This is a genomic window from Aliiroseovarius salicola (assembly GCF_027891095.1).
GTDB lineage: Bacteria > Pseudomonadota > Alphaproteobacteria > Rhodobacterales > Rhodobacteraceae > Aliiroseovarius > Aliiroseovarius salicola.
In genome coordinates this window covers 83,660-106,299 of sequence record NZ_JAQIIO010000005.1, presented here as the reverse complement: position 1 = coordinate 106,299, position 22,640 = coordinate 83,660, and the positions used below count along the sequence as shown (strand labels likewise).

Sequence of the window (22,640 nt, the reverse complement as noted above, 5' to 3'; positions counted from 1 at the left end):
ACCCGCGCTATAAGGCGCGGGTTTTTGCGTTTCTGAAGGGGAGTTAGCGGGTGAGTTCGCCCCCCGCCTGATGCCAGTGCCCAAGCCCACCGATGTTGAAAACTTCACCATATCCGAGCTTTTTCAGGATCCGCGCGCCCATGGCTGAACGTGCGCCGGAGGCGCAATAGAGGGCAACCGGTTTCGACGGGTCGATGTCCTTGTTGAAATCTGGTCCTTTCGGATCGCACTGAAATTGTATCACGGAAAGCGGCACCACAATGGCGCCTTTGGCTTTGCCGGTCGTCTTCACCTCGCCATGGTCGCGCACGTCGATCACGGTGATTTCGCCAGACTTGGCTTTGTTGATTGCATCTTGCGGCGACATTTTTGCCCCCCCCATCATAAACCCGAACATCTGTGGCCTCTCAGTTACTTTCTGTTGGGCATATAGTGTGCGGTCAGTCGTGGTCAATACGAGCTCTGATTAAATATTCGAAAATTGGAATATAAATGCAAATTTCCTTGCTAGCTGGCGATATGTTCCACTAATGTTCTCATTTTTCGATTGTCCCGCCGCCTTGTTTGTCCTATCGGTTAATGCAATGTGAATTGGTGGGCGCGGTCTGGTTTGCGCGCCGCATGAGGGGGCATCATGGCCGAGCTTAAGGAAATTCAGGTACGCGGGGCGCGCGAGCATAACCTCAAGTCGATTGACGTGGACATTCCGCGCGATGAGCTTGTGGTGATCACCGGGCTGTCCGGCTCGGGAAAATCCTCGCTCGCCTTTGATACCATCTATGCGGAAGGGCAGAGGCGGTACGTGGAAAGCCTGTCGGCTTACGCGCGGCAATTCCTTGATATGATGGAAAAACCTGACGTGGATCATATTGCCGGGTTGTCACCTGCGATTTCCATTGAACAGAAGACCACCTCGAAAAACCCGCGCTCGACCGTGGGCACTGTCACCGAGATCTACGACTACCTTCGTTTGCTCTTTGCCCGCGCGGGCACGCCCTATTCCCCGGCCACCGGCCTGCCGATTGAAGCACAGCAGGTGCAGGATATGGTGGATCGGGTGATGCAGATGAAGGAGGGGACTCGCGCCTATCTTCTGGCCCCAATGGTGCGCGACCGCAAAGGTGAATATCGCAAGGAATTTCAGGACCTTCAGAAGAAGGGCTTCCAGCGCGTCAAAGTGAATGGCGAGATGTATGAGCTGGATGCACCGCCCACACTGGATAAGAAATTCCGCCACAATATCGACGTGGTGGTGGATCGGATTGTGGTGCGTGAAGGGATGGAGCAGCGGTTGGCTGACAGTTTCCGCACCGCGTTGGATCTGGCCGACGGGATTGCGGTTCTGGAAACTGCGCCGCGCGAGGGAGAGCCAGAGAGTTTTACCTTTTCGGAAAACTTCGCCTGCCCGACTTCCGGTTTTACCATCCCGGAAATCGAACCGCGCCTGTTTTCCTTCAACGCCCCATTTGGGGCCTGCCCGGAATGTGATGGTCTGGGCAAAGAGCTCTTTTTCGACGAACGTCTCGTGGTGCCGGATGTGACGCTGCAGATCTACGATGGGGCGTTGGCACCCTGGCGTAAGGGCAAGTCTCCATACTTCCTGCAAACGATTGAATCAATTGCCAAACATTACGAATTCGACAAAAGCACCTCGTGGAAAGATCTGCCGAAACATGTGCAGCAGGTGTTTCTTTACGGCTCGGGGGAGGAAGAGATCAGGTTCCGGTTTGACGAAGGCGGGCGGGTATATGAGGTCACGCGACCGTTCGAGGGCGTGATCCCGAATATGGAGCGCCGCTATCGCGAAACGGATTCAAATTGGGTGCGCGAAGAATTCGAGCGGTATCAGAACAATCGCCCTTGCGGCGCCTGTGGTGGATACCGTCTGAAGGATGAAGCTTTGGCGGTGAAAATCGGATCGGGTGATCACCTGCTGCATGTGGGGCAGGTGGTTGAAAAGTCGATCCGCGAAGCACTGGCGTGGATTGAAGACGTGCCCAACCATCTGAGTGCGCAGAAGAACGAGATCGCGCGGGCGATTGTGAAAGAGATCCGCGAACGGCTGGGCTTTCTCAACAATGTCGGGCTGGAATACCTGTCCCTCAGCCGCAATTCCGGCACGCTGTCTGGTGGCGAAAGCCAGCGGATCCGACTGGCCAGTCAGATCGGGTCGGGTCTGACCGGGGTGCTTTACGTGTTGGATGAACCGTCGATTGGCCTGCATCAGCGCGACAATGGGCGGCTCTTGGAGACACTCAAGAACCTGCGTGACCAAGGCAATACCGTGATTGTTGTTGAGCATGACGAAGAGGCCATTCGCGAGGCTGATTATGTGCTTGATATCGGACCGGGGGCTGGTGTGCATGGCGGAGAGATCATTGCCAAAGGAACCCCTGCCGACATTGCCGCCTGTGAAAACTCTGTGACTGGGCAATACCTTACCGGAACGCGGGAAATTTCGGTTCCTGTTGAGCGACGCAAAGGGAATGGCAAAAAAATTCAGGTCGTGAAGGCGACAGGTAACAACCTTCGGAAGGTAACAGCCGATTTTCCACTGGGCCAGTTTGTCTGTGTGACCGGCGTGTCGGGGGGCGGGAAATCCACGCTCACCATCGAGACCCTGTTCAAGACCGCTTCCATGCGTCTCAATGGTGCGCGCCAAACGCCGGCACCTTGCGAAACGATCAAGGGGCTTGAACATCTCGATAAGGTGATCGACATTGACCAGCGCCCTATTGGTCGCACCCCGCGCTCGAACCCGGCGACCTATACTGGGGCGTTTACGCCGATCCGGGAATGGTTTGCCGGTCTGCCTGAATCCAAGACCCGCGGCTATAAACCGGGCCGTTTCAGCTTCAACGTCAAAGGTGGGCGTTGTGAGGCCTGTCAGGGTGACGGTGTTATCAAAATCGAAATGCATTTCCTACCGGATGTTTATGTCACCTGCGAAACCTGCAAGGGCGCGCGCTATAACCGTGAAACGCTGGAGGTGACGTTCAAGGGCAAGAGCATCGCTGATGTGCTTGATATGACCGTCGAGGATGCACAGGAGTTCTTTCAGGCGGTGCCGTCGATCCGCGAGAAGATGGATGCGCTGATGCGGGTTGGCCTTGGGTATATCAAGGTCGGTCAGCAGGCGACGACGCTGTCAGGTGGCGAAGCGCAGAGGGTGAAACTGTCAAAGGAACTTTCCAAACGTTCCACCGGTCGCACGCTTTATATCCTTGATGAACCCACCACCGGTCTGCATTTCGAAGATGTGCGCAAGCTATTGGAAGTGCTTCATGAATTGGTCGATCAGGGCAATACAGTTGTGGTGATTGAACACAATCTGGATGTGGTGAAAACAGCGGATCACATCATTGATATTGGCCCCGAAGGTGGCGATGGCGGCGGAATGATTGTCGCCAAGGGCACGCCAGAGAAAGTGGCGAAGGTAGAGGCCAGCCATACCGGGCGCTACCTGAAGGATATGTTGTGAGCGCGACCCCCACTCTCGCTGTGCTCGCCGTTGTGGTCCGCGGGGGTGAGGTGCTGTTGGTACAGCGTAGGAACGAACCAGATGCAGGGCTTTGGGGCTTTCCCGGCGGGCGGCTGGAATATGGAGAGACAGTGGAAGATGGCGCTTGCCGTGAGTTGCTGGAGGAAACCGGGATCACGGCAACGGCCGCTCGGTTTCTTGAGTTGCAAGAGGTGATCAAGCCACCTTTGCCAGGGCAGGATCTACCCGCATTCCACTATGTATTGGCAGGCATCCTGTGCCAGTATCAATATGGTGAACCCGTTGCTGATGACGACGCGCTGGATGCATGTTTTGTCCCATTCGATACCGTATTCAATGCGCGGCTCCCGCTGTGCGAACGCGTCGGAGATCTGCTTCGCAAAGCATTGAAACCATAAAGAAACCCGCCCGGATTGCTCCGAGCGGGTTGCGATCAATACCGGTTAGATTTGATCCCGGCTCAGCCGTCGAAATCAACCTTTTCCACCAGCTTCAATGCGGCAGGGCGTTCTTTGGCCACGTCCATCAGGTTCAGGCTATCGGCGTTAAAGTTGCCCCAGCTTTTGACCAGATCGGTGGCTTCCGTGCCGGGGGCAATGGGGTATTCAAAGTTCTGCGCTGCATAGATTTCCTGCGCTTTGGGGGACGACAGGAATTCCATCAGTTTGATGGCGCCATCCTTGTTTGGGGCGTGTTTGGTCAGGGCCATGCCTGACACGTTCACATGGGTGCCGTCCCCTTCAAACACAGGGAACACGACATTCACACTGTCCGCCCAGTCTTGCTGTTCTTCGTCGCTCAGCATTTTTCCCATGTAATAGGTGTTGCCGATCGAGATGTCGCATTCACCAGCCCAGATCGCCTTGACCTGCGCGCGGTCGTTGCCCTGCGGTTTGCGGGCAAGGTTTGATTTCACACCATCGAGCCAAGCTGTGGTTGCCTCTGGTCCGTGGTGCTTGAGGTGGGCTGCAACCAGTGCCAGCGTATAGGCGTGGGTGCCTGAGCGGGTACAGATACGGTCCTTCCATTTCGGATCGGCAAGGTCTTCATAGGTGGTCACCTCGCCATCTGCCACGCGATCTTTCGAGGCATAGATGATCCGGGCGCGGGAGGTGATGCCGAACCATTGATCCTCTGGGTCGCGATACTCACTCGGAATGTTTTTTTCCAGAACATCGGATTGCACAGCCTGCGTCAGACCAGCCTCAACCACACCATTCAGGCGCGAGATGTCAGTGGTGAGGATCACATCAGCGGGGCTGCGTTTGCCTTCCGCTTCCAGACGTTCGATGACGCCTTTCTTGAGGAACGCAATATTGACGTCGATCCCAGTGTCAGCCGTGAAAGCGTCAACAAGCGGCTGGATCAGCTCGGGCTGGCGGTAGGAATAGACGTTCACCTCATCTGCCGAGGCCATCACGGGCAAAGCGGTGGTCAGCGCGAGGGCTGCGGACAGGGTGTGGGCGAGTTTCATGCTGCGACTCCTTGGAGCATCAATTTTGTTGCTCGCGTTAAACCTGACTAAATTACTAGGGTCAATACCCGATAAAAAAAATCGGGTAATTATTCCGCTCCCTGCGACAGCTTGTCTCGGGTGCGGATTTCATTCCAAAAGGCGTCCATTTCTTCTAGCGTCGACTCTTCGGGTTTGCGATCATGATCAGCAAGTCGTTGTTCCACATAGGAAAAGCGGCGTTCGAATTTGGCATTGGCCTTGCGAAGAGCCTCTTCTGGCTCCACATCCAGATGGCGGGCGAGATTTGCCATTACAAATAGCAGATCCCCCATCTCTTCGCGGATTTCGTCGTGAGAAAGCGTATCTTTCGCCTCAACCAACTCTCGTGCTTCTTCTTGGATCTTATCCAGAACCTGGGCTGTTTCCGGCCAGTCAAAACCAACACGCGCTGCACGTTTTTGCAGTTTTACGGCGCGCAATAAAGCAGGCAGTCCAATCGCCACCCCGTCCAGCACCCCTTGTTGGGCTTTGGCAGCGCGTTCAGCGGCCTTGATGGTTTCCCAATCTCGCGTCTGCTGTTCGGCGGATTTATCCCGGGACTCGCTGCCAAATACATGGGGGTGCCGAGCGACCATCTTATCTGACATGCCGTCGGCCACATCATCAAAGCTGAACAGGCCCCGTTCTTCCGCCATCTGGGCGTGGAAGACCGACTGGAACAATAAATCGCCCAGCTCACCTTTCAGTTCTTCCCACGCTTCGCGTTCAATCGCGTCGGCCACCTCATAGGCTTCTTCGATCGTATATGGTGCAATGGTACCGAAATCCTGCTCGATGTCCCAGGGGCACCCGCTTTTCGGGTCGCGCAGCCGCCGCATGATTTCACGCAGACGGTCCATACCCCCATTGGGGTCGTGTACGATCTCATTTGAAGTTTTTGACATTGCAATTGCCCTTCGTTTCGGGAAAGCCTCGGAGGTCAGTTAGGAGCTTCCCATGCCCGTTATCAACCGTATTGCCGATTTTTCCGAAGATATGAAGACCTGGAGGCGCTGGATGCATGCCCATCCCGAGCTGGGATTGGAGTGTCATCAGACGGCCGCGTATGTTGTCGCGCGTTTGCGTGAATTTGGTGTGGACGAGGTTCACGAGAAAATTGGTGTCTCTGGGGTGGTGGCGATCATCAACGGTCAGGGGGTGGGTCCGACCATTGGGTTGCGCGCGGATATGGATGCGCTGCCCATGCAGGAAATGACCGGGCTCGACCATGCTTCGCAAACTGAAGGTTTGATGCATGCCTGTGGCCATGACGGGCATACGACAATGCTGCTCGGGGCTGCACGATATCTGGCGGAAACCCGCAATTTCGCCGGTCGGGTGGCTTTGATTTTTCAGCCGGCCGAGGAAAATTCCGGCGGTGCGAAACATATGTGTGACGAGGGCATGATGGACCGCTTTGACATTAAAGAGGTCTATGCGCTGCACAATTTGCCGGGCGAGGAGTTGGGCGCCTTCATCACCTCTCCCGGCCCATTGATGGCAGCGGTGGATACGCTGCGCGTCAATGTGACAGGGCTTGGTGGTCATGCGGCTTATCCCGAGGAATGCCGCGATCCGATCATGGCTTTGGTCAGCATGGCGCAGGCGTTGCAGAGCATTGTCAGTCGCAACCTGCCGCCGATGGAGCAGTTGGTGATTTCCGTCACACAGGTGCATGGGGGGACCGTCGATAATGTGGTCCCGGAAACCGCGTGGCTGGAGGCGACCATCCGAAGCTTCACGCCTGAGGTCCGCAATATGGCGGAAAAGCGGGCGGGTGAAATCATTTCCGGCCTAGCCGCCGCCTTCGACGTTGAGGCCGAGGTGATCTATGAGCGCGGCTACCCGGCGACAGTCAATCATTCCAAACAGACTGAAATTGCCCTTGAAGTGGCTCGTGAGTTGTCTGGTGAAGACCGAGTCGATGGCCAAGGCGGTGTCTCCATGGGCGCCGAAGATTTCTCCTATATGCTGGAAGAACGACCGGGAGCCTATCTGTTTCTGGGACAGGGGGACGGACCTTACGTGCATCACCCACAATATGATTTCAACGATGAGGCAGCCCCCTACGGAGCGAGTTTTTTTGCCAAGCTGGTGGAGCGGCTCAATTCAGTAGGTAGGTGATTTGATCAAATTGCTGGAAGTAGGGCTGGGAACATGATAGTCACCCGATACCACGAGATCTTTGACGGGAGAATTCCATGGCACTTGAAGACGCCAGCAAGCAGGTTGACACCGCGGTTACGCGGGATGGATTCAAGGGCTTGTCCTTTGAAAATACTTTCGGCGGTGTAACCTCGTTCCTGCGACGTACCTACAGCAAAGATTTGACGAATGTGGACATCGCTGTGACCGGCGTGCCTTTTGATCAGGCGGTGACGAACCGGCCCGGCACGCGTCTTGGGCCACGGGCAATTCGCGAGGCGTCAGCGCTTCAATCCCCAGATCCGGCATATGGTTGGGGCTTTGACGTGCTGAGCGAATTTGCGATTGCCGATTACGGCGATCTGGCGTTCGACTATGCCCATATTGACCAGTTTCCAGCCACGCTTGAGGCGCATATTGCGGGTATTCTTGCGCAGGACTGCGCTAGCCTGACTTTGGGGGGGGATCACTATATCACTTTCCCGATCCTGCGGGCATATGCCAAGAAATACGGGCCGTTAAGCCTGTTGCAATTTGATGCTCACACCGATACCTGGCCCGATGATGACCTGACACGGGTGGATCACGGCACGATGTTTTACAAAGCGGTGAAAGAAGGTCTGATCGACCCGAAACGTTCGGTTCAGGTCGGTATTCGTACCACCAATGAAGACACTCTGGGTGTGAATATCATCGATGCGCGCGAGGTGCATGAAACAGGTCCACAGGCTGTGGCAGAAAAGATCAAATCCATTCTTGGGGACAACCAGGCCTATCTGACGTTTGACATCGATGCGCTGGACCCGGCCTTTGCGCCGGGCACCGGAACGCCGGTCTGGGGTGGGCTGACTTCTGCGCAGGCATCGATCATCCTACGTGACATTGCCGGGGTGAATTTGGTTGGGGGCGACATTGTGGAAGTTTCACCGCCGTTTGACACCACGGGTGCCACTGCAATTGCAGGGGCACATGTGGCGATGGAGATCCTGAACCTTTGGGCTTACACGCGCCGCTGATCTGATTTGATCATATGATAGAAGCCCACCTGGAGACGGTGGGTTCTGCGTTTCTGCCCGGACCGTAATGTTTCCGTATGGGAACGCTCGTGCTTTGATTCCCACCATGTTATGGCCCCTGCGCGTTGCACCACGGGATTTCGAGTGATGAATAACTTTTTCTGGGGCCTCATCGGCCTGCTGGCGATGATTGCCATTCTGGCTTCTGCTTTGGCAATCTATGCTCGCAGCAAACCCCTTCCGACGGTTCAATTGCGGGCGCAACCGGGGCCGGAGGCGCGAGGATTTCACCACATGAAAGGTGGTGCAAAATGTGTTCTTCCCCTGGGACAACTGCCTGAAGACGGCCATGAGATGCTCTTGCAGATCATCCGAAGGACCGAGCGAACCAAAGAGGTTTTCGACACCCCGCAGGGGCATAGTTTTGTGACGCGCTCAAAGCTGTTCGGATTCCCGGACATCACGCGGATCTGGATTGCAGACGGTCACCTGCATATTTATTCGAGCTTGGTGATTGGCCGCTCAGACCTTGGGGTCAATGCCCGTCGGCTCGAAGGCTGGATTACGCAACTGTTCCAGCAGTCGAGATCGGAGATTGGAGCTGAGGCAAGCCCGGCCTGTGTCACGCCAGATCGGGACATTCAGACTCATGTCGCATAGCGCCATAAAGGCGCGACCATTGACGAAAAGACAGATTTCCTGTCCCAGTTCCACACGGCTGCCCTGCGTATCTGTGCAATAGCAATCAATGACTTTGCCGCCGGGCGTGGTGACATCCGCCAGTGCAGAACCGTTCATCGCGCTGACAAGCGTGATTATGCCAATGAATTTGCGCATGATCCTAGTCTAGCACAGCGCGGCCTCTTGACCAAAACCACGCAATAGGACAGACCGAACCCCATGGTCCCTTTGGAAAAACTCAACGCAATCACCGAACGGTTCGAGTATCTCGAAGCACGGATGTCTCAAGGTCTGTCGGGCGACGAAATCGCCGCTGTCGGGCGGGAATATGCCGAGCTGAAACCGGTGGTGGAGGAGATTGCCGCGTATAATCAGCTCTTGGCCGACATCGAAGAAGCCGAGCTGATGATGGATGATCCCGATATGCGGGAACTGGCAGAGGAAGAGCTGCCAGTCCTTAGGGCGCGTCTTCCTGAAGCAGAACAGGGAATGCGACTGGCTCTGCTGCCCAAAGATGCAGCGGACAGTCGCGCGGCGATGATCGAGATTCGCCCCGGCACTGGCGGGGATGAAGCAGCGCTGTTTGCCGGCGACCTTCTGCGGATGTATCAGCGGTATGCCGAGGCGCGGGGCTGGAAGTTCGAGATCATGGAGCAGACGCTCTCGGAACTGGGAGGGGTGAAAGAGGTCACCGCCCATGTGAAGGGCGATGGCGTTTTTGCGCGGCTCAAGTTTGAAAGTGGCGTACACCGAGTGCAGCGTGTGCCAGAAACCGAAAGCGGAGGGCGGATCCATACGTCTGCAGCGACGGTGGCGGTGCTGCCCGAAGCTGAAGATGTGGATATCCAGATCGACGCAAATGACCTGCGGATCGACACGATGCGTTCCTCCGGGGCAGGCGGGCAGCACGTCAACACCACCGATTCCGCAGTGCGCATCACCCATTTGCCATCAGGGATTGTGGTGACCAGCTCGGAGAAATCCCAGCACCGCAACCGCGAGATCGCGATGCAGGTACTGAAAACCCGGCTTTATGATCTGGAGCGGCAACGGATTGACAGCGAACGCTCGGCTGATCGGAAATCACAGGTCGGGTCGGGGGATCGCTCTGAACGGATCCGTACTTATAATTTCCCACAGGGACGGATGACCGATCACCGGATCAACCTCACGCTCTACAAGCTCGATCAGATCGTGAACGGTGATCTGGATGAAGTTATCGAAGCGCTGATCGCTGAGGCGCAGGCCGCACAGCTGGCCGAGATGGACGGATGATCACCGCGCAGGTTTTGCTGGTGCAGGCCACCCGTCGCCTGAATGACGCAGGCGTTGAGGGGGCCGCCGGGGATGCCCGCGCGCTGCTGGCCCATGTGCTGGGTGTGGAGCGTGGACGGTTGACGCTGATCTTGCCGGATCCCGTCTCCCACGAACAGCAAACTGCGTTTGACCGGGTCATCGAGGCCCGGGTCAACCGCCAGCCCGTTGCGCAAATCATCGGCAAGCGCCATTTCTACGGACGTGATTTCATTGTGACCGGCGACGTGCTGGATCCGCGCCCCGAGACGGAAGAGCTTGTTGCGGCCGCACTACAAGCTCCGTTTGAGCGGGTGCTTGATCTTGGCACTGGGTCCGGCTGTATCCTTCTGACGCTCTTGGCCGAGCAGGGCGGGGCTACGGGTGTTGGAGTGGATCTGTCCGGCGATGCCTTATCCGTCGCCCGCCAGAATGCAGGGGCGTTGGGGGTGTCGGACCGCGTGAATCTTTGTCAGGGCAGCTGGTTTGATCCGGTTGTCGGGGAGTTTGATCTGGTGGTTTCCAACCCGCCTTACATTGCCGCAGATGAGATGCCCGGCCTGTCGCAAGATGTGCTGAATTGGGAACCCCACTTGGCGCTGACGCCAGGCGGAGACGGGTTGGATCCATATCGCGAAATTGCCGATAAAGCGTCAAAGTTCATGATGCCGGGCGGGCGCCTTCTGGTCGAAATCGGCCCCACACAGGGCGCGCAGGTGGCTGCCATGTTTTCCGCGGCCGGTTTGCGTGATGTGAATGTCCGGCGGGATATCGATGGGCGCGATCGGGTTGTCTGTGCTAATATGCGGTGATTACCTCGTATTTTCTACTCAATACCGTTGCTAACTTGCAGAGGTTCGGCAATTTATCGCGAAATTCATGGTGAAACGGGCAGTTTGGGCTTGTTTACCCAGCTTGCGGTGGTTACGAAGGAAAAGTAGGTCGCGCAGTCCATTTGGACGCCGCCGCACTTAAGCCCAAAAATCGGACACAAGGTTGCGCCTTTGCGCCCAGTCCGAGAAAACAACAGGCCGGAATTGGCCGCTTGCATCTGCCAAGGCTGGAAATTAAAGCTTATGAGATCTTCTAAGTCCCGTTCGCGCAATAAGTCGAACCGTAACCGGAACAACCCGGGCAATATCATCAACCGTGTCTTTGACAGCTCGGGGCCCGAGGGAAAAGTGCGCGGGACACCGCAGCAAATCATCGATAAATACAGCCAGTTGGCACGTGATGCCTTTCTGTCCAATGACCGTGTTGCAGGGGAGAATTTCCAGCAGCACGCCGAGCATTACACCCGCTTGCTGAGCGAAGCGCAGCGCGAGGTGGAAACGCGGCGGCAACAGGCTGATCAGCAGAACCGGGAACGCCAGCAGCGCGAAAAAGAAGAGCGCGAGCGTAAGGCCGAAGCGGCAGAAGCAGCCGAGGCCGCCGAGCCCGTTTCCGACGTGTCCGCGGAAGGTGCGGAACAACCTGATTTAATCGAGGCTCCCTCTGATAGCGGATTGGTAGAGACACCGGAAAGCAAACCGAGAAAAGCCCCCGCGCGTGGTCGCAAGCCACGCAAGCCTGCAAAGCCGAGAACCGAGGACAATCCTGAGGCCGCAAAAGAGCAGCCAAAGCCGGACGCTCCGGATGCGCCCGAAGCAGCGGAATAAGGCAGGCTCTGCCAAACATTTGCACAGAATTACAAGAAACGCCCACCAGATTGGTCGGGCGTTTTTTTTATGCGACTTCGACAGCTACGCAGATCCCAGCTGATGTCCCAATAGCGTGCCGATAGATTGACCTGTTCACGCATGGCGCCAATTTATTTAATTATAGACAGGTGTGTTACCTTAGGGTCTCGTGACTGAATACGATGCAGAACAGGATGAACTAATGCACCTTTCGAACACCAATATTGCATTCATCGGTCTGGGCAACATGGGGAGTGCGCTTGCGCGATCCTTATTAGCGACCAAGGCGAACATTCGCGTTTGGAATCGAAGCCCGGAAAAAGCTGTGGCTTTGCAGCAAGAGGGGGCAATCGTTGCGAAATCCGCCTCTGAAGTCATTAACGGGTGCAGCGCCATTGTGGTCTGCCTTTCGAACTATGCCGCCTGGAAGCAGATCACGGAAAATGAAACGGTGCGGGAAAAACTTTCCGGTGTCACCGTGATCCAGTTGACCGGAGCGACCGTGGCAGAGGTGCAGCAAGATGCCGAATTGATGTCAACTTGCGGGGCACATTTAATAAAAGGGGCAATCCTTTGCTTGCCCGAACAGATTGGTACCGATGATGCATCAATTGTCGTGGCCGGCCCCGAACATATCGTGACAGGCCATGACGCGGTTTTGAAAACGATGTCGCCAAGTATCACCTATCTGGGAGACAATTATTCAGCGCCTGTGGTGCTCAGTCGCGCAGCGATCTCCAGTATGCTTGGGTTTCTGATGGGAACCATCAATGGTGCAACCATGTGCGACGTAGGGGGCGTGCCTCTTTCCGCATTTCGCGATCAAGTGGCGAGGAATGCAGGGCTGATGCAAAGAGAGCCCCTTCGCCTGATCGATGCGATAGCCGCTGGAAACACGCAGGAAACACAGGCTTCATTGGCCGTGTGGGGAGAGGGGCACGCCGCGTTGCTGACGCTAAGCGAAACTCTCGGAGTTGAGACGCTTTTTCACGATGGGATCAGAGCGATGTTTGAAAAAGCGCTCAATCAAGGTCTGGGTGAACATGACCTATCTGCAATGGATCAGGCCTTCCGGCCTGCTGACCGCAAATAGGGAGGCATGGCCGGTTCATCTGTGAGCTGTTGCTGCGCAGCTTCTGCTTCGACCGCATGCTGAATACGGTCGAAGCAAAGTATGGGGAATTTGCTAAGTGTTTGACGTCATCCCCAACGAGTGGGGTTGGGTCTTGAATGCAATGCTCAGTCCGTACCGCGATAGGGCTGAACATATTGCAGCGCCATATCCCACGGGAAAAAGATCCAGGTGTCCTGGCTTACCTCAGTGATGAAGGTATCAACCATCGGACGGCCTTTCGGTTTGGCATAGACCGTTGCGAAATGGGCGTTGGGGTAAAGTTTACGCACCAGTTCCAGCGTTTTGCCGCTGTCTACCAGATCGTCGATAATCAGGACGCCGGTCCCATCTCCCATCAGTTCTGCGTCTGGGGATTTGAGCACCTGCGCATCGCGTCGCTGATCCGCTTGACCGCCGCCTGAGTGGTAGGATTTCACACTGATGGTATCCACAGTGCGGATGTCCAGCTCACGGCTGACAATCATAGCGGGGGCCATGCCGCCACGGGTGATCGCGACAACGGCACGCCAGGCGCCATCGTCAGGGCCCTGACCATCCAGGCGCCATGCCAGTGCGCGGCTGTCGCGGTGAATTTGGTCCCAGCTGATGTGGAAACCTTTTTCGTGGGGCAGGCGTTCGCTCATCTCATGTCCCTCGCTTACTTACGACCGGTGGTGACGTCGATGTCAGGTGCGTCCACGGCTTTCATGCCAACGACGTGATAGCCTGCATCCACGTGATGTGTTTCGCCAGTGACGCCTGAACCCAGATCCGACAGAAGATACAGCGCTGAATTGCCAACATCCTGGATGGTAACATTGCGGCGCAGCGGTGAATTCAGCTCGTTCCATTTCAGAATATAGCGGAAATCACCGATCCCTGAGGCGGCCAGTGTCTTGATCGGACCAGCGGAAATCGAATTCACGCGGATGCCATCCTTGCCCAGATCTTCGGCCATGTAACGCACTGAGGCTTCAAGAGCGGCCTTGGCCACACCCATCACATTGTAATGCGGCATCACCTGCTCTGCACCGTAGTAGGTCAGGGTCAACATCGAGCCACCATCCGGCATTATCGCAGCGGCGCGTTTGGCCACGGCGGTGAAGCTGTAGACCGAGATATCCATGGTCATGCGGAAGTTTTCGGGGCTGGTGTCGATGTACCGACCGCGAAGTTCGGTTTTATCTGAGAAACCAATGGCATGCACGATGAAGTCAAGCTTGCCCCATTTCTCTTCCAGCGTAGAAAACAGCGAGTCAATCGACGCTTGATCTGACACGTCGCAAGGTTCGACGATATCCGAACCCAGCTGTTCCGCCAGCGGAGCCACCCGCTTTTTCAGCGCGTCCCCCTGATACGAGAACGCAAGCTCTGCACCCTGATCAGCACAGGCTTTGGCAATCCCCCATGCAATGGATTTATCATTTGCAAGACCCATAATCAGGCCGCGCTTGCCGTTCATCAAACCGGTCGACATTCTCTGTTCCCCGTCCCACTATTCTGGTTTAAGCCCGTTTAGGCGATTGCCCCTTTTACCGCAAGCCTGCGCCTGTGCGCCAGATGCAATAGGCACGCAATTGCAAACTGTGGGCAAATTGATTTTGCTAAATGATCAGGAGAGAAGGCACATGTCGGATCGGAGTGGGATCTTTACGGGAGAAAATCCGTTTGAGCTGGCGCGCAGCTGGTTGACTGAGGCTGAGGTCTCTGAACCCAATGATCCCAATGCCATTGCCCTGTCCACGGTCGATGCTGACGGTATGCCAAACACCCGTATGGTTCTTTTGAAAGAGATCGAAGACGATGCTTTCGTATTTTATACGAATTATGGGTCTGTAAAGGCGGAAGAGATCGAAGCCACTGGCAAGGCATCTTTTGTCATGCACTGGAAATCCCTGCGCCGTCAGATTCGGGTGCGCGGCACGGTCACGCGAGAAGAGGGATCAAAAGCAAACGCTTATTACCATTCCCGATCCCTGAAAAGCCGGCTGGGCGCATGGGCATCCCATCAAAGCCAGCCGCTTGCCTCTCGCGCTGCTTTGATGGCCGAAGTGGCAAAAGTCACCGCTGTTCATGGTCCCAATCCCGCACGCCCGCCATTCTGGGGCGGATATCGTATTTGTCCAACTGAGATCGAGTTCTGGGCAGACGGAGCCTTCCGGTTGCATGATCGCTATCGCTGGGTTCGCCAAAAGGGTAAAGTTGAATGGGTAGTGGTGCGACTTAATCCATGATTGTATTTAAAAAATTTTCGTTGATTGCGCAGGTTTACAAAGCGAAACCTGACTAAAAGGACAGGTAGTTTAGGCTTGCGAGGACTTGCCGATTGTTTCACAACTATACACGGGGATGTGAACGTTAAGGATTACCAGATGACCGAAGAGTCTGAGGTGCAGGATACATTTATCCTGCGTGGACATGTAAAGTGGTTTGATCCTTCCAAAGGATTTGGTTTTGTGATCGCAGAAGAGGGCGGTACAGATATTCTTCTGCATGCAAATGTGCTGCGGAATTTCGGACAGAGCTCGGTTGCTGATGGTGCAGGGATCGAGATTGAGGTTCAGGATACCCAGCGCGGTCGTCAGGCTGTACTTGTGCGTTCGATTACCCCCCCTGAAGGCCCAGAACCCCATGGGCTCGTCGAAGAGCAAGACGGCGATATTGACCTCGACAGTGCGGGTCCTGTGGAACCGGCGAGGGTCAAATGGTTCGACAAGGGCAAGGGATTTGGCTTTGCCAATATATTTGGATCTTCCGAGGACATTTTTATCCATATTGAAGTTTTGCGCCGGTCAGGACTTGCAGACTTGCAGCCGGGCGAAGCGATTTGCCTACGCACTGTGCAAGGCAAACGTGGAAAACTTGCGCTGGTCGTTTCGGCTTGGGATGCCGCAAATACCGGAACCGATTGATCTTTGCACATCAATCCGTCTTCATGGGCTTAACCGATCAGTTGAAAGGTGAGGTCAAAGTCTCGTCATGCGGTTCATATTAGCAGCCTTGATTGCTATGATGGCCAGCCCGTCCCAGTCAGCCAGCTCATCCCTGACAGACTGCCGCGATGACCGTGTTGATCTGCGTGGACCATGGGGGCAGGCTGGATTTTCTGTTGAAGTGGCCGTAACGCATCGCGCGCGTGCCAAGGGGCTCATGTTTCGTGAAGATCTGCCACTGGGGCAGGGGATGTTGTTTGTCTATCCCATGGCCCATGAACCTTCGTTCTGGATGAAAAACACCCTGATCCCGCTTGATATCATCTATCTGACATCCGATGGGCGCGTGTCCTATATTTATAAAAATGCGCAGCCTGGTGATCTGACACCGGTCAGTGGTGGAGACGAGGTCCGCTATGTTCTTGAAATCAACGGTGGTTTGGCGAAAAGGATCGGAATTTCTGTCGGTAGCGAGCTCCGGTCTCCCTATGTTCAGCAGCAGATTGCAGTCTGGCCCTGCGCCCCAATGGTTGCCCCAGAATAAAGAAGAGAAATTTTCTCTTAATTCGTGCTTTTTGGGCTTTCCTCGTCCCGCTTGTGACGTTATGCAATGCCCAGTCGGGACGTAGCGCAGTCTGGTAGCGCACCTGTTTTGGGTACAGGGGGTCGCAAGTTCGAATCTTGCCGTCCCGACCATTTAACGAAAATTCAACGAACTTACGCCACCGTATGAACTTGTGATTACAGGTGTCGAGCAGACTGCGCTATTTGTGTGCAGGAGAAATCCGTCAGTGGGTCAGCTTATAAACCGCTAATCAGATCTACTGTGGCCCCCAGATTGCCCCGTTCCACAACATTTGCCAGCCCAGCACGAGGCTCGTCAGCAGTGCCAGGTCCGTGGCCATCTCCTGATGGATCAGAAGAATGGCCACCTTGTTCAAAGCCGTCTTCGATTGCTTCTTTGGTGAGTTTTCCCCAATCTTTGGTGCTTGGATTGGGATCAGCAAGACCGGCAGAGGCGGTCATCGCTGTCAGTGTCATGATGGTTAGTGACTTTGATATAACGTTCATATTCTACCTCGTTTTCGAATTTGCGTGGTCGGAATTGTACGAATTTAGCAGAAATCCTGTTTCAGGGCAAAACAGCGCCGCAATTGGTAAAGACTCAGGTGCAGGGTCGGAAGCATAGATTCTGCGGAGATTGCGAGTTGTAAAATGCAATTACATAAAGCCCAGAGTGTTACGAGAAGCACAGTGAAGTGATCATGCACAGAGTTTTCCACAGGTTAGAAATCCGAAGCTTTCAGAAGATTATATTCGCGTAATTTATGAGCCGTATGCCTTAAACCTGCCAAGTCGCTAGGAAAACATGGGCACACGTGAGGGTTGATTGTCTGGGAATCATATACCTCACTCTACGGCGCAAAAATGATCAGCATGGTCAACAAAAAAGAGTTGTGGATAGTTCCTAAAAATTTATTGACCTCTTATGGGTCTCTACGCCACTTTGTGGGGGCCGATCACGCAGCCACAAGATATAGTGGATAAAAGCGGGCGGGACTGAAGCACATCTATTTCCCCTGTCAAAAGGGGCATCACCGGGCGACTTTGTTTGCTGCGACCGGCAGGGTGTTTTTGTTCCATGCCGATAATTGTGATCTTGCAGCTATTAGGGACGGGCTGGCCGCGGGGCGGGGCCATATTGCATGAGGACACGGGCACAATGAAGATTGAGCGCAAATTCACCAAGGCCGGGGCCGGCGCCTATGCCGATCTCGAATTTACCACAACCTCGTCAGAAATTCGTAACCCGGATGGAACAATTGTGTTCCAGTTGAATGATTGCGAAATTCCGTCCAGCTGGAGCCAGGTGGCGTCTGATGTGATCGCCCAAAAATACTTCCGTAAGGCGGGTGTTCCGGCGGTTTTGAAAAAGGTGAAGGAAAAGGGCGTCCCTGAATTCCTGTGGCGCTCGGTTCCCGATGAAAAGGCGATAGCCGCCCTGCCCGAAGAGGAACGGTTCGGTGGTGAAACCTCGGCCAAGCAGGTGTTTGATCGCCTTGCCGGGGCTTGGGCCTACTGGGGTTGGAAGGGTGGATATTTTTCGACCGAAGAAGACGCGCGTGCCTATTACGATGAAATGCGCCACATGCTGGCCAGCCAGCGCGCGGCCCCGAACAGCCCGCAGTGGTTCAACACTGGCCTGCATTGGGCCTATGGAATCGATGGGCCGAGCCAGGGTCATTACTACGTGGATCATGCCACCAAAAAGCTGACCCGTTCCTCAAGCGCCTATGAACATCCGCAACCGCATGCTTGCTTTATCCAGTCCGTCGGCGACGATCTTGTCGGCGACGGTGGCATCATGGATCTTTGGGTGCGTGAAGCGCGCCTGTTCAAATATGGCTCTGGCACTGGCACCAACTTTTCCAGCCTGCGTGCCGAGAACGAGGCGCTGTCGGGCGGGGGGAAAAGCTCGGGCCTGATGGGCTTCCTCAAGATCGGCGACCGGGCTGCGGGTGCGATCAAATCCGGTGGCACCACGCGCCGCGCTGCCAAGATGGTGATTGTCGATGCGGACCACCCGGATATCGAGGAATACATCAACTGGAAGGTCAAGGAAGAGCAGAAAGTGGCCTCGCTGGTCGCGGGCTCGAAGATGCACGAAACGCATCTGAATGATATTTTCGCGGCGATCCGTGCTTGGGATGGGGCAGAAGATGACGCCTTTGATCCCAAGGTGAACGAGGGCCTGAAAGGCGCAGTGCGCGCCGCTAAAAAGGTTGCCATCCCCGAGGCCTACGTCAAGCGCGTGCTGGATTATGCCAAGCAGGGGTTTGGGTCGATCGAATTCCCGACCTACGATACAGATTGGGATTCAGAGGCTTATGCAACCGTTTCAGGCCAGAACTCGAACAACTCGGTGCGTGTGACCGATGCTTTCCTGAAGGCTGTTGAAAACGACACTGATTGGGAGCTCATCCGCCGTACAGACGGTTCCGTTGCCAAAACCATCAGCGCCCGTGATCTGTGGGAACAGATCGGTCATGCGGCATGGTCCTGTGCCGATCCCGGCATTCAGTATCACGATACGGTCAATGCCTGGCATACCTGCCCGGAAGATGGCGAGATCCGCGGATCGAACCCATGCTCCGAGTACATGTTCCTTGATGACACCGCCTGTAACCTCGCCTCGATGAACCTTCTGACTTTCCTGAAAGACGGTGAGTTCCAGGCCGAGGATTACATGCACGCGACCCGCCTGTGGACTGTGACGCTGGAAATCTCGGTGATGATGGCGCAGTTCCCGTCAAAGGAAATCGCGCAACTCAGCTATGACTTCCGTACGCTGGGTCTGGGCTACGCCAATATTGGCGGGCTGCTCATGAACATGGGGTATGGCTATGACTCGGCTGAGGGGCGCGCGCTATGTGGTGCGCTGACCGCGATCCTGACCGGTGTGGCTTATGCGACCTCGGCAGAAATTTCAGGAGAGTTGGGCGCCTTTGATGGCTATGCGCGCAACGCCGACCATATGCTTAAGGTGATCCGCAACCACCGCACGGCAGCGTATGGCGCGTCTGAGGGCTATGAAAAGCTCGACGTGAAGCCGGTGGCGCTGGATCATGCCAATTGCCCGGACAAGAAACTTGTGGATCTGGCCATGGGTGCGTGGGATGAAGCGCTGCTGCTGGGTGAAAAGAACGGCTATCGCAACGCGCAGGTCTCGGTGATTGCCCCGACCGGCACCATTGGTCTGGTGATGGATTGCGACACCACCGGGATCGAGCCGGATTTCGCTCTGGTGAAATTCAAGAAACTGGCCGGTGGCGGGTATTTCAAGATCATCAACCGGTCGGTGCCCGCAGCGCTTGAGAAGCTTGGTTACAGCTCGGCCCAGATCGAAGAGATCGTGTCCTATGCCGTCGGCCATGGGACCATCGGTAATTGTCCGGGCATCAATCACACCACGCTGATTGGCCATGGGTTTGGTCAGAACGAGATTGCCAAGATCGAAGCGGCACTTCCGTCTGCTTTCGACATCCGCTTTGTGTTCAACCAATGGACCCTCGGTGAAGAGTTCTGCACCAATGTGCTGGGCATCCCGGAAGAAAAGCTGAATGATCCCGATTTCAGCCTGCTGTCCCATCTCGGCTTTACCCGTCAGGATATTGACACGGCAAACGACCATGTTTGCGGGACAATGACGCTGGAAGAGGCACCGTTCCTCAAGGAAGAGCATTATTCGATCTTTGATTGCGCCAACCCATGCGGCAAAAAAGGCAAGCGTTTCCTGAATGTTGACAGCCATATCTACATGATGGCCGCAGCGCAGTCGTTCATTTCAGGTGCGATTTCGAAAACGATCAATATGCCGAATGACGCAACGATCGAAGACTGCCAAAAGGCGTATGAGCTGTCGTGGTCGCTGGGCATCAAGGCCAATGCGCTTTACCGCGATGGCTCGAAACTGTCGCAACCGCTTGCTGCGTCTCTGGTTGAGGATGATGAAGAGGCGGAAGAGGTTCTTGCCATTGGCACGCCGCAGGAAAAAGCTGCGGTTCTAGCCGAAAAGATCATCGAGAAAGTGGTGATCAAAGAGGTCGCACGGGGCCGCGAGAAACTGCCTCAACGCCGCAAGGGCTATACCCAGAAAGCCATCGTTGGTGGTCACAAGGTCTATCTGCGCACGGGGGAGTATGAAGACGGTGATCTGGGCGAGATCTTCATCGACATGCACAAGGAAGGCGCTGGCTTCCGGGCGATGATGAATAACTTTGCGATCGCCGTGTCCGTGGGCCTGCAATATGGCGTGCCGCTGGAGGAGTTCGTTGACGCCTTTACCTTCACCAAGTTCGAACCGGCGGGAATGGTGCAGGGCAACGACTCGATCAAGAACGCCACTTCGATCCTTGATTACATCTTCCGCGAACTGGCGGTGTCCTACCTTGATCGTACCGACCTGGCCCATGTGAAACCCGAGGGCGCCAGTTTTGACGACCTTGGCCGCGGGCAGGAAGAGGGCGTGTCAAACGTTCAGGAGATGAGCGAAACAACCGCTACCAAGTCCTTGGAAGTTCTGAAACAAATCAGCTCGACCGGCTATCTGCGAAAGCGGTTGCCCCAAGAACTGGTGGTTCTGCAAGGCGGTCAGGACGCGAGCATGATCGGGACTGATCCTGTTGCCGCTCTCGAAACCTTGGTGCCGGAAACGGCGACCGCAACCGTGACCGTGACCGAGACCGCAAGCGCGACGGGAACAGTCACCACAATGGATGAACGCACCAAGGCCAAGATGCAGGGCTATGAAGGCGATCCCTGTGGCGAGTGCGGCAACTATACATTGGTGCGCAATGGCACCTGCATGAAATGCAACACCTGCGGGGGAACCTCGGGCTGTAGCTGACAAGTTTTGCGCCTCTTGCTTTCTGTCCCAAGGGGCAGGGGGCGCAGAAATAGGGTGGGCGGTTTTGCCCCCCATCCTCACACGGGGCGGGTGCGCTCGCCTCTGACGCGGATAAGGACGCAGGCAAATAAACAACGGGCAGTGAATGATGATCCTTATAAGCGAAACTGGGCACCTTCGGGTGCCCTTTCTTTTTTCGGAAGGGCAGCAGAGAGGCGACTGTATTTCCCCGGGTTACGGATAGCTGCCCAAAAATCTGCCAGATCGGCGCGCATCTTGTTGATTTGACGCTGATCAGCGTCAGGTTGGTGTCAAGTGACGCCAAAATCTTCTGCGCTCGGAGTGAATCTAGACTGGCGGCATCGTTCAGCTATGAATAGAATTATTCCCGTAAGGATGGAGCAGAGCATGAATGGTATTGTACTTTGGTACAAGGTTGACAAGAAAACCGGGCTTGTCTGGTGCGAAGATCAAGGACCACTGGCCTTCATAACTTCCAACACAGAATTGGAAGAGAAGTATGAGAACCTGGAGGCGGGGGATCAGATTGTCTTCAAAACGCATAAGGCCGGCGAGATGCGAGAAATCCGCAAGGTTCTGAGCGTGCGTCGCGGTTCTGGTAATCTCGATGTACAGGCGTTGCTGGCAGAAGAGGTTGAGCGGATCTCATCAAAGGGTGCGGAACAGACTGGCGCATCAGCCCAACCCGGCGGGCATCTTAGGGTTGTCGCCTGATCAATTGGTTTCCATCCATAGGAAAATTCTTACGGCCACCCCTTGCGAGGGCAGCCGTAACTGGTTCTGTTGGTCCTAAACCTCGCCGCGCGACAGCGCAGCCACACCGGTTCGGGCCACTTCCTGCAGGCCAAGCGGGCGCATGAGATCGGCAAAAGCATCGATCTTTTCGGTGGTTCCGGTGATTTCAAAGATAAAGCTATCCAGCGTGCTGTCCACGACATTGGCGCGGAAGATATCGGCAAGGCGAAGGGCCTCAACCCGCTTGTCGCCTGTGCCAGACACTTTAAACAATGCCAATTCCCGTTCCACAGCCGGACCTTCCACCGTCAGGTCATGCACGTCATGAACGGGAACAATCCGGCCAAGCTGGGCTTTGATCTGTTCGATCACAGCGGGCGTCCCGGTGGTGACGATTGTAATGCGTGACAGGTGCCCTTCGTGATCCACTTCGGCCACGGTCAAGCTTTCAATGTTGTAGCCACGCCCAGCAAACAACCCGATCACACGGGCCAGAACACCGGCTTCATTGTCCACCACGCAGGCGATTGTATGGCGTTCGATCACTTCCGAATGCGGGTCGCGCAGGTCATAGGCCGATTTGCGTGACGAGCCTTTTTTGATTTTTAATGCAGACATT

General features: G+C 55.4%; 21 protein-coding genes and 1 tRNA gene. 15 read left to right on the top strand and 7 right to left on the bottom strand.

Features of this window, described 5'->3' with window-relative positions; translation table 11 throughout:
* Positions 1-43: 43 nt before the first annotated feature.
* Positions 44-367 carry a rhodanese-like domain-containing protein gene (locus O2N63_RS10975; RefSeq protein ID WP_271054314.1) on the bottom strand — a complete coding sequence of 108 codons (324 nt, stop codon included), beginning with the start codon at positions 365-367 and terminating at the stop codon, positions 44-46.
* Between the two features lie 267 nt (positions 368-634).
* On the opposite strand from O2N63_RS10975, the gene uvrA reads away from it, so the two are divergent.
* Both uvrA and O2N63_RS10965 read left to right on the top strand, forming a co-directional pair.
* Positions 635-3,481 carry an excinuclease ABC subunit UvrA gene (uvrA, locus tag O2N63_RS10970; RefSeq protein ID WP_271054313.1) on the top strand — a complete coding sequence of 949 codons (2,847 nt, stop codon included), beginning with the start codon at positions 635-637 and terminating at the stop codon, positions 3,479-3,481.
* Entirely contained in the window at positions 3,478-3,900 is a 423-nt protein-coding gene (locus tag O2N63_RS10965) for an NUDIX hydrolase (RefSeq protein ID WP_271054312.1), read from the top strand. Before uvrA ends, O2N63_RS10965 begins: the two co-directional genes overlap by 4 nt.
* Before the next feature lie 62 nt (positions 3,901-3,962).
* Here the strand turns inward: O2N63_RS10965 and O2N63_RS10960 are convergent, their stop codons facing one another.
* The gene (locus tag O2N63_RS10960) at positions 3,963-4,976 is read right to left on the bottom strand and encodes a Fe(3+) ABC transporter substrate-binding protein (RefSeq protein WP_271054311.1); all 1,014 of its coding nucleotides are present in this window, start codon (positions 4,974-4,976) and stop codon (positions 3,963-3,965) included.
* Positions 4,977-5,065: 89 nt separating this feature from the next.
* Complete coding sequence (mazG, locus tag O2N63_RS10955) at positions 5,066-5,902, bottom strand: nucleoside triphosphate pyrophosphohydrolase (protein WP_271054310.1); 837 nt, start codon at positions 5,900-5,902, stop codon at positions 5,066-5,068.
* A gap of 52 nt (positions 5,903-5,954) precedes the next feature.
* Between mazG and O2N63_RS10950 the strand changes: the two genes are divergently transcribed.
* From O2N63_RS10950 to O2N63_RS10915, 7 genes are all read left to right on the top strand, one after another.
* A complete protein-coding gene (locus tag O2N63_RS10950) occupies positions 5,955-7,121 on the top strand; it encodes a M20 aminoacylase family protein (protein WP_271054309.1) in 1,167 nt (388 codons plus the stop codon).
* A 77-nt stretch (positions 7,122-7,198) separates the two neighbouring features.
* Positions 7,199-8,158: an agmatinase gene (speB, locus tag O2N63_RS10945; RefSeq protein ID WP_271054308.1), complete on the top strand. Its 960-nt coding sequence runs from the start codon at positions 7,199-7,201 to the stop codon at positions 8,156-8,158.
* Between the two features lie 147 nt (positions 8,159-8,305).
* The gene (locus O2N63_RS17525; RefSeq protein WP_408629811.1) at positions 8,306-8,818 is read left to right on the top strand and encodes a DUF1499 domain-containing protein; all 513 of its coding nucleotides are present in this window, start codon (positions 8,306-8,308) and stop codon (positions 8,816-8,818) included.
* Positions 8,819-9,058: 240 nt separating this feature from the next.
* Positions 9,059-10,114, top strand: a complete 1,056-nt coding sequence (gene prfA, locus O2N63_RS10930) for a peptide chain release factor 1 (RefSeq protein ID WP_271054307.1) — start codon at positions 9,059-9,061, stop codon at positions 10,112-10,114.
* A complete protein-coding gene (gene prmC / locus O2N63_RS10925; protein WP_271054306.1) occupies positions 10,111-10,944 on the top strand; it encodes a peptide chain release factor N(5)-glutamine methyltransferase in 834 nt (277 codons plus the stop codon). The genes prfA and prmC overlap by 4 nt, the downstream gene beginning before the upstream one ends.
* A 264-nt stretch (positions 10,945-11,208) precedes the next feature.
* The gene (locus O2N63_RS10920; protein ID WP_271054305.1) at positions 11,209-11,790 is read left to right on the top strand and encodes a DUF4167 domain-containing protein; all 582 of its coding nucleotides are present in this window, start codon (positions 11,209-11,211) and stop codon (positions 11,788-11,790) included.
* A 190-nt stretch (positions 11,791-11,980) separates the two neighbouring features.
* Positions 11,981-12,904 carry an NAD(P)-dependent oxidoreductase gene (locus tag O2N63_RS10915; RefSeq protein WP_271054304.1) on the top strand — a complete coding sequence of 308 codons (924 nt, stop codon included), beginning with the start codon at positions 11,981-11,983 and terminating at the stop codon, positions 12,902-12,904.
* 146 nt (positions 12,905-13,050) lie between these two features.
* On the opposite strand, the gene gpt is transcribed toward O2N63_RS10915, so the two are convergent.
* Together gpt and fabI are read right to left on the bottom strand one after the other, a co-directional pair.
* Positions 13,051-13,569: a xanthine phosphoribosyltransferase gene (gene gpt / locus O2N63_RS10910; RefSeq protein WP_271054303.1), complete on the bottom strand. Its 519-nt coding sequence runs from the start codon at positions 13,567-13,569 to the stop codon at positions 13,051-13,053.
* A 14-nt stretch (positions 13,570-13,583) separates the two neighbouring features.
* Positions 13,584-14,402, bottom strand: a complete 819-nt coding sequence (gene fabI / locus O2N63_RS10905; protein ID WP_271054302.1) for an enoyl-ACP reductase FabI — start codon at positions 14,400-14,402, stop codon at positions 13,584-13,586.
* A gap of 151 nt (positions 14,403-14,553) precedes the next feature.
* Between fabI and pdxH the strand changes: the two genes are divergently transcribed.
* The 4 genes from pdxH to O2N63_RS10885 all read left to right on the top strand — a co-directional run bounded on the left by pdxH (position 14,554) and on the right by O2N63_RS10885 (position 16,554).
* Positions 14,554-15,159 (top strand): pyridoxamine 5'-phosphate oxidase, encoded by a 606-nt coding sequence (pdxH, locus tag O2N63_RS10900; RefSeq protein WP_271054301.1) that lies wholly within the window; start codon positions 14,554-14,556, stop codon positions 15,157-15,159.
* 138 nt (positions 15,160-15,297) lie between these two features.
* Positions 15,298-15,837 (top strand): cold-shock protein, encoded by a 540-nt coding sequence (locus O2N63_RS10895; RefSeq protein WP_271054300.1) that lies wholly within the window; start codon positions 15,298-15,300, stop codon positions 15,835-15,837.
* A gap of 67 nt (positions 15,838-15,904) precedes the next feature.
* The gene (locus tag O2N63_RS10890) at positions 15,905-16,402 is read left to right on the top strand and encodes a DUF192 domain-containing protein (protein WP_271054299.1); all 498 of its coding nucleotides are present in this window, start codon (positions 15,905-15,907) and stop codon (positions 16,400-16,402) included.
* 75 nt (positions 16,403-16,477) lie between these two features.
* Positions 16,478-16,554 (top strand) — tRNA-Pro (locus tag O2N63_RS10885).
* Between the two features lie 105 nt (positions 16,555-16,659).
* Here the strand turns inward: O2N63_RS10885 and O2N63_RS10880 are convergent.
* On the bottom strand, positions 16,660-16,899 hold the full coding sequence (locus O2N63_RS10880; RefSeq protein ID WP_271054298.1) for a hypothetical protein: 240 nt from the start codon (positions 16,897-16,899) through the stop codon (positions 16,660-16,662).
* Between the two features lie 682 nt (positions 16,900-17,581).
* Here O2N63_RS10880 and O2N63_RS10875 point away from each other — a divergent pair.
* A complete protein-coding gene (locus O2N63_RS10875; RefSeq protein ID WP_271054297.1) occupies positions 17,582-21,265 on the top strand; it encodes a vitamin B12-dependent ribonucleotide reductase in 3,684 nt (1,227 codons plus the stop codon).
* 408 nt (positions 21,266-21,673) lie between these two features.
* A complete protein-coding gene (locus O2N63_RS10870; protein WP_271054296.1) occupies positions 21,674-22,000 on the top strand; it encodes a hypothetical protein in 327 nt (108 codons plus the stop codon).
* 75 nt (positions 22,001-22,075) lie between these two features.
* Here the strand turns inward: O2N63_RS10870 and ilvN are convergent, their stop codons facing one another.
* Positions 22,076-22,639: an acetolactate synthase small subunit gene (ilvN, locus tag O2N63_RS10865; protein ID WP_271054295.1), complete on the bottom strand. Its 564-nt coding sequence runs from the start codon at positions 22,637-22,639 to the stop codon at positions 22,076-22,078.
* Between the last annotated feature and the right edge of the window lies 1 nt (position 22,640).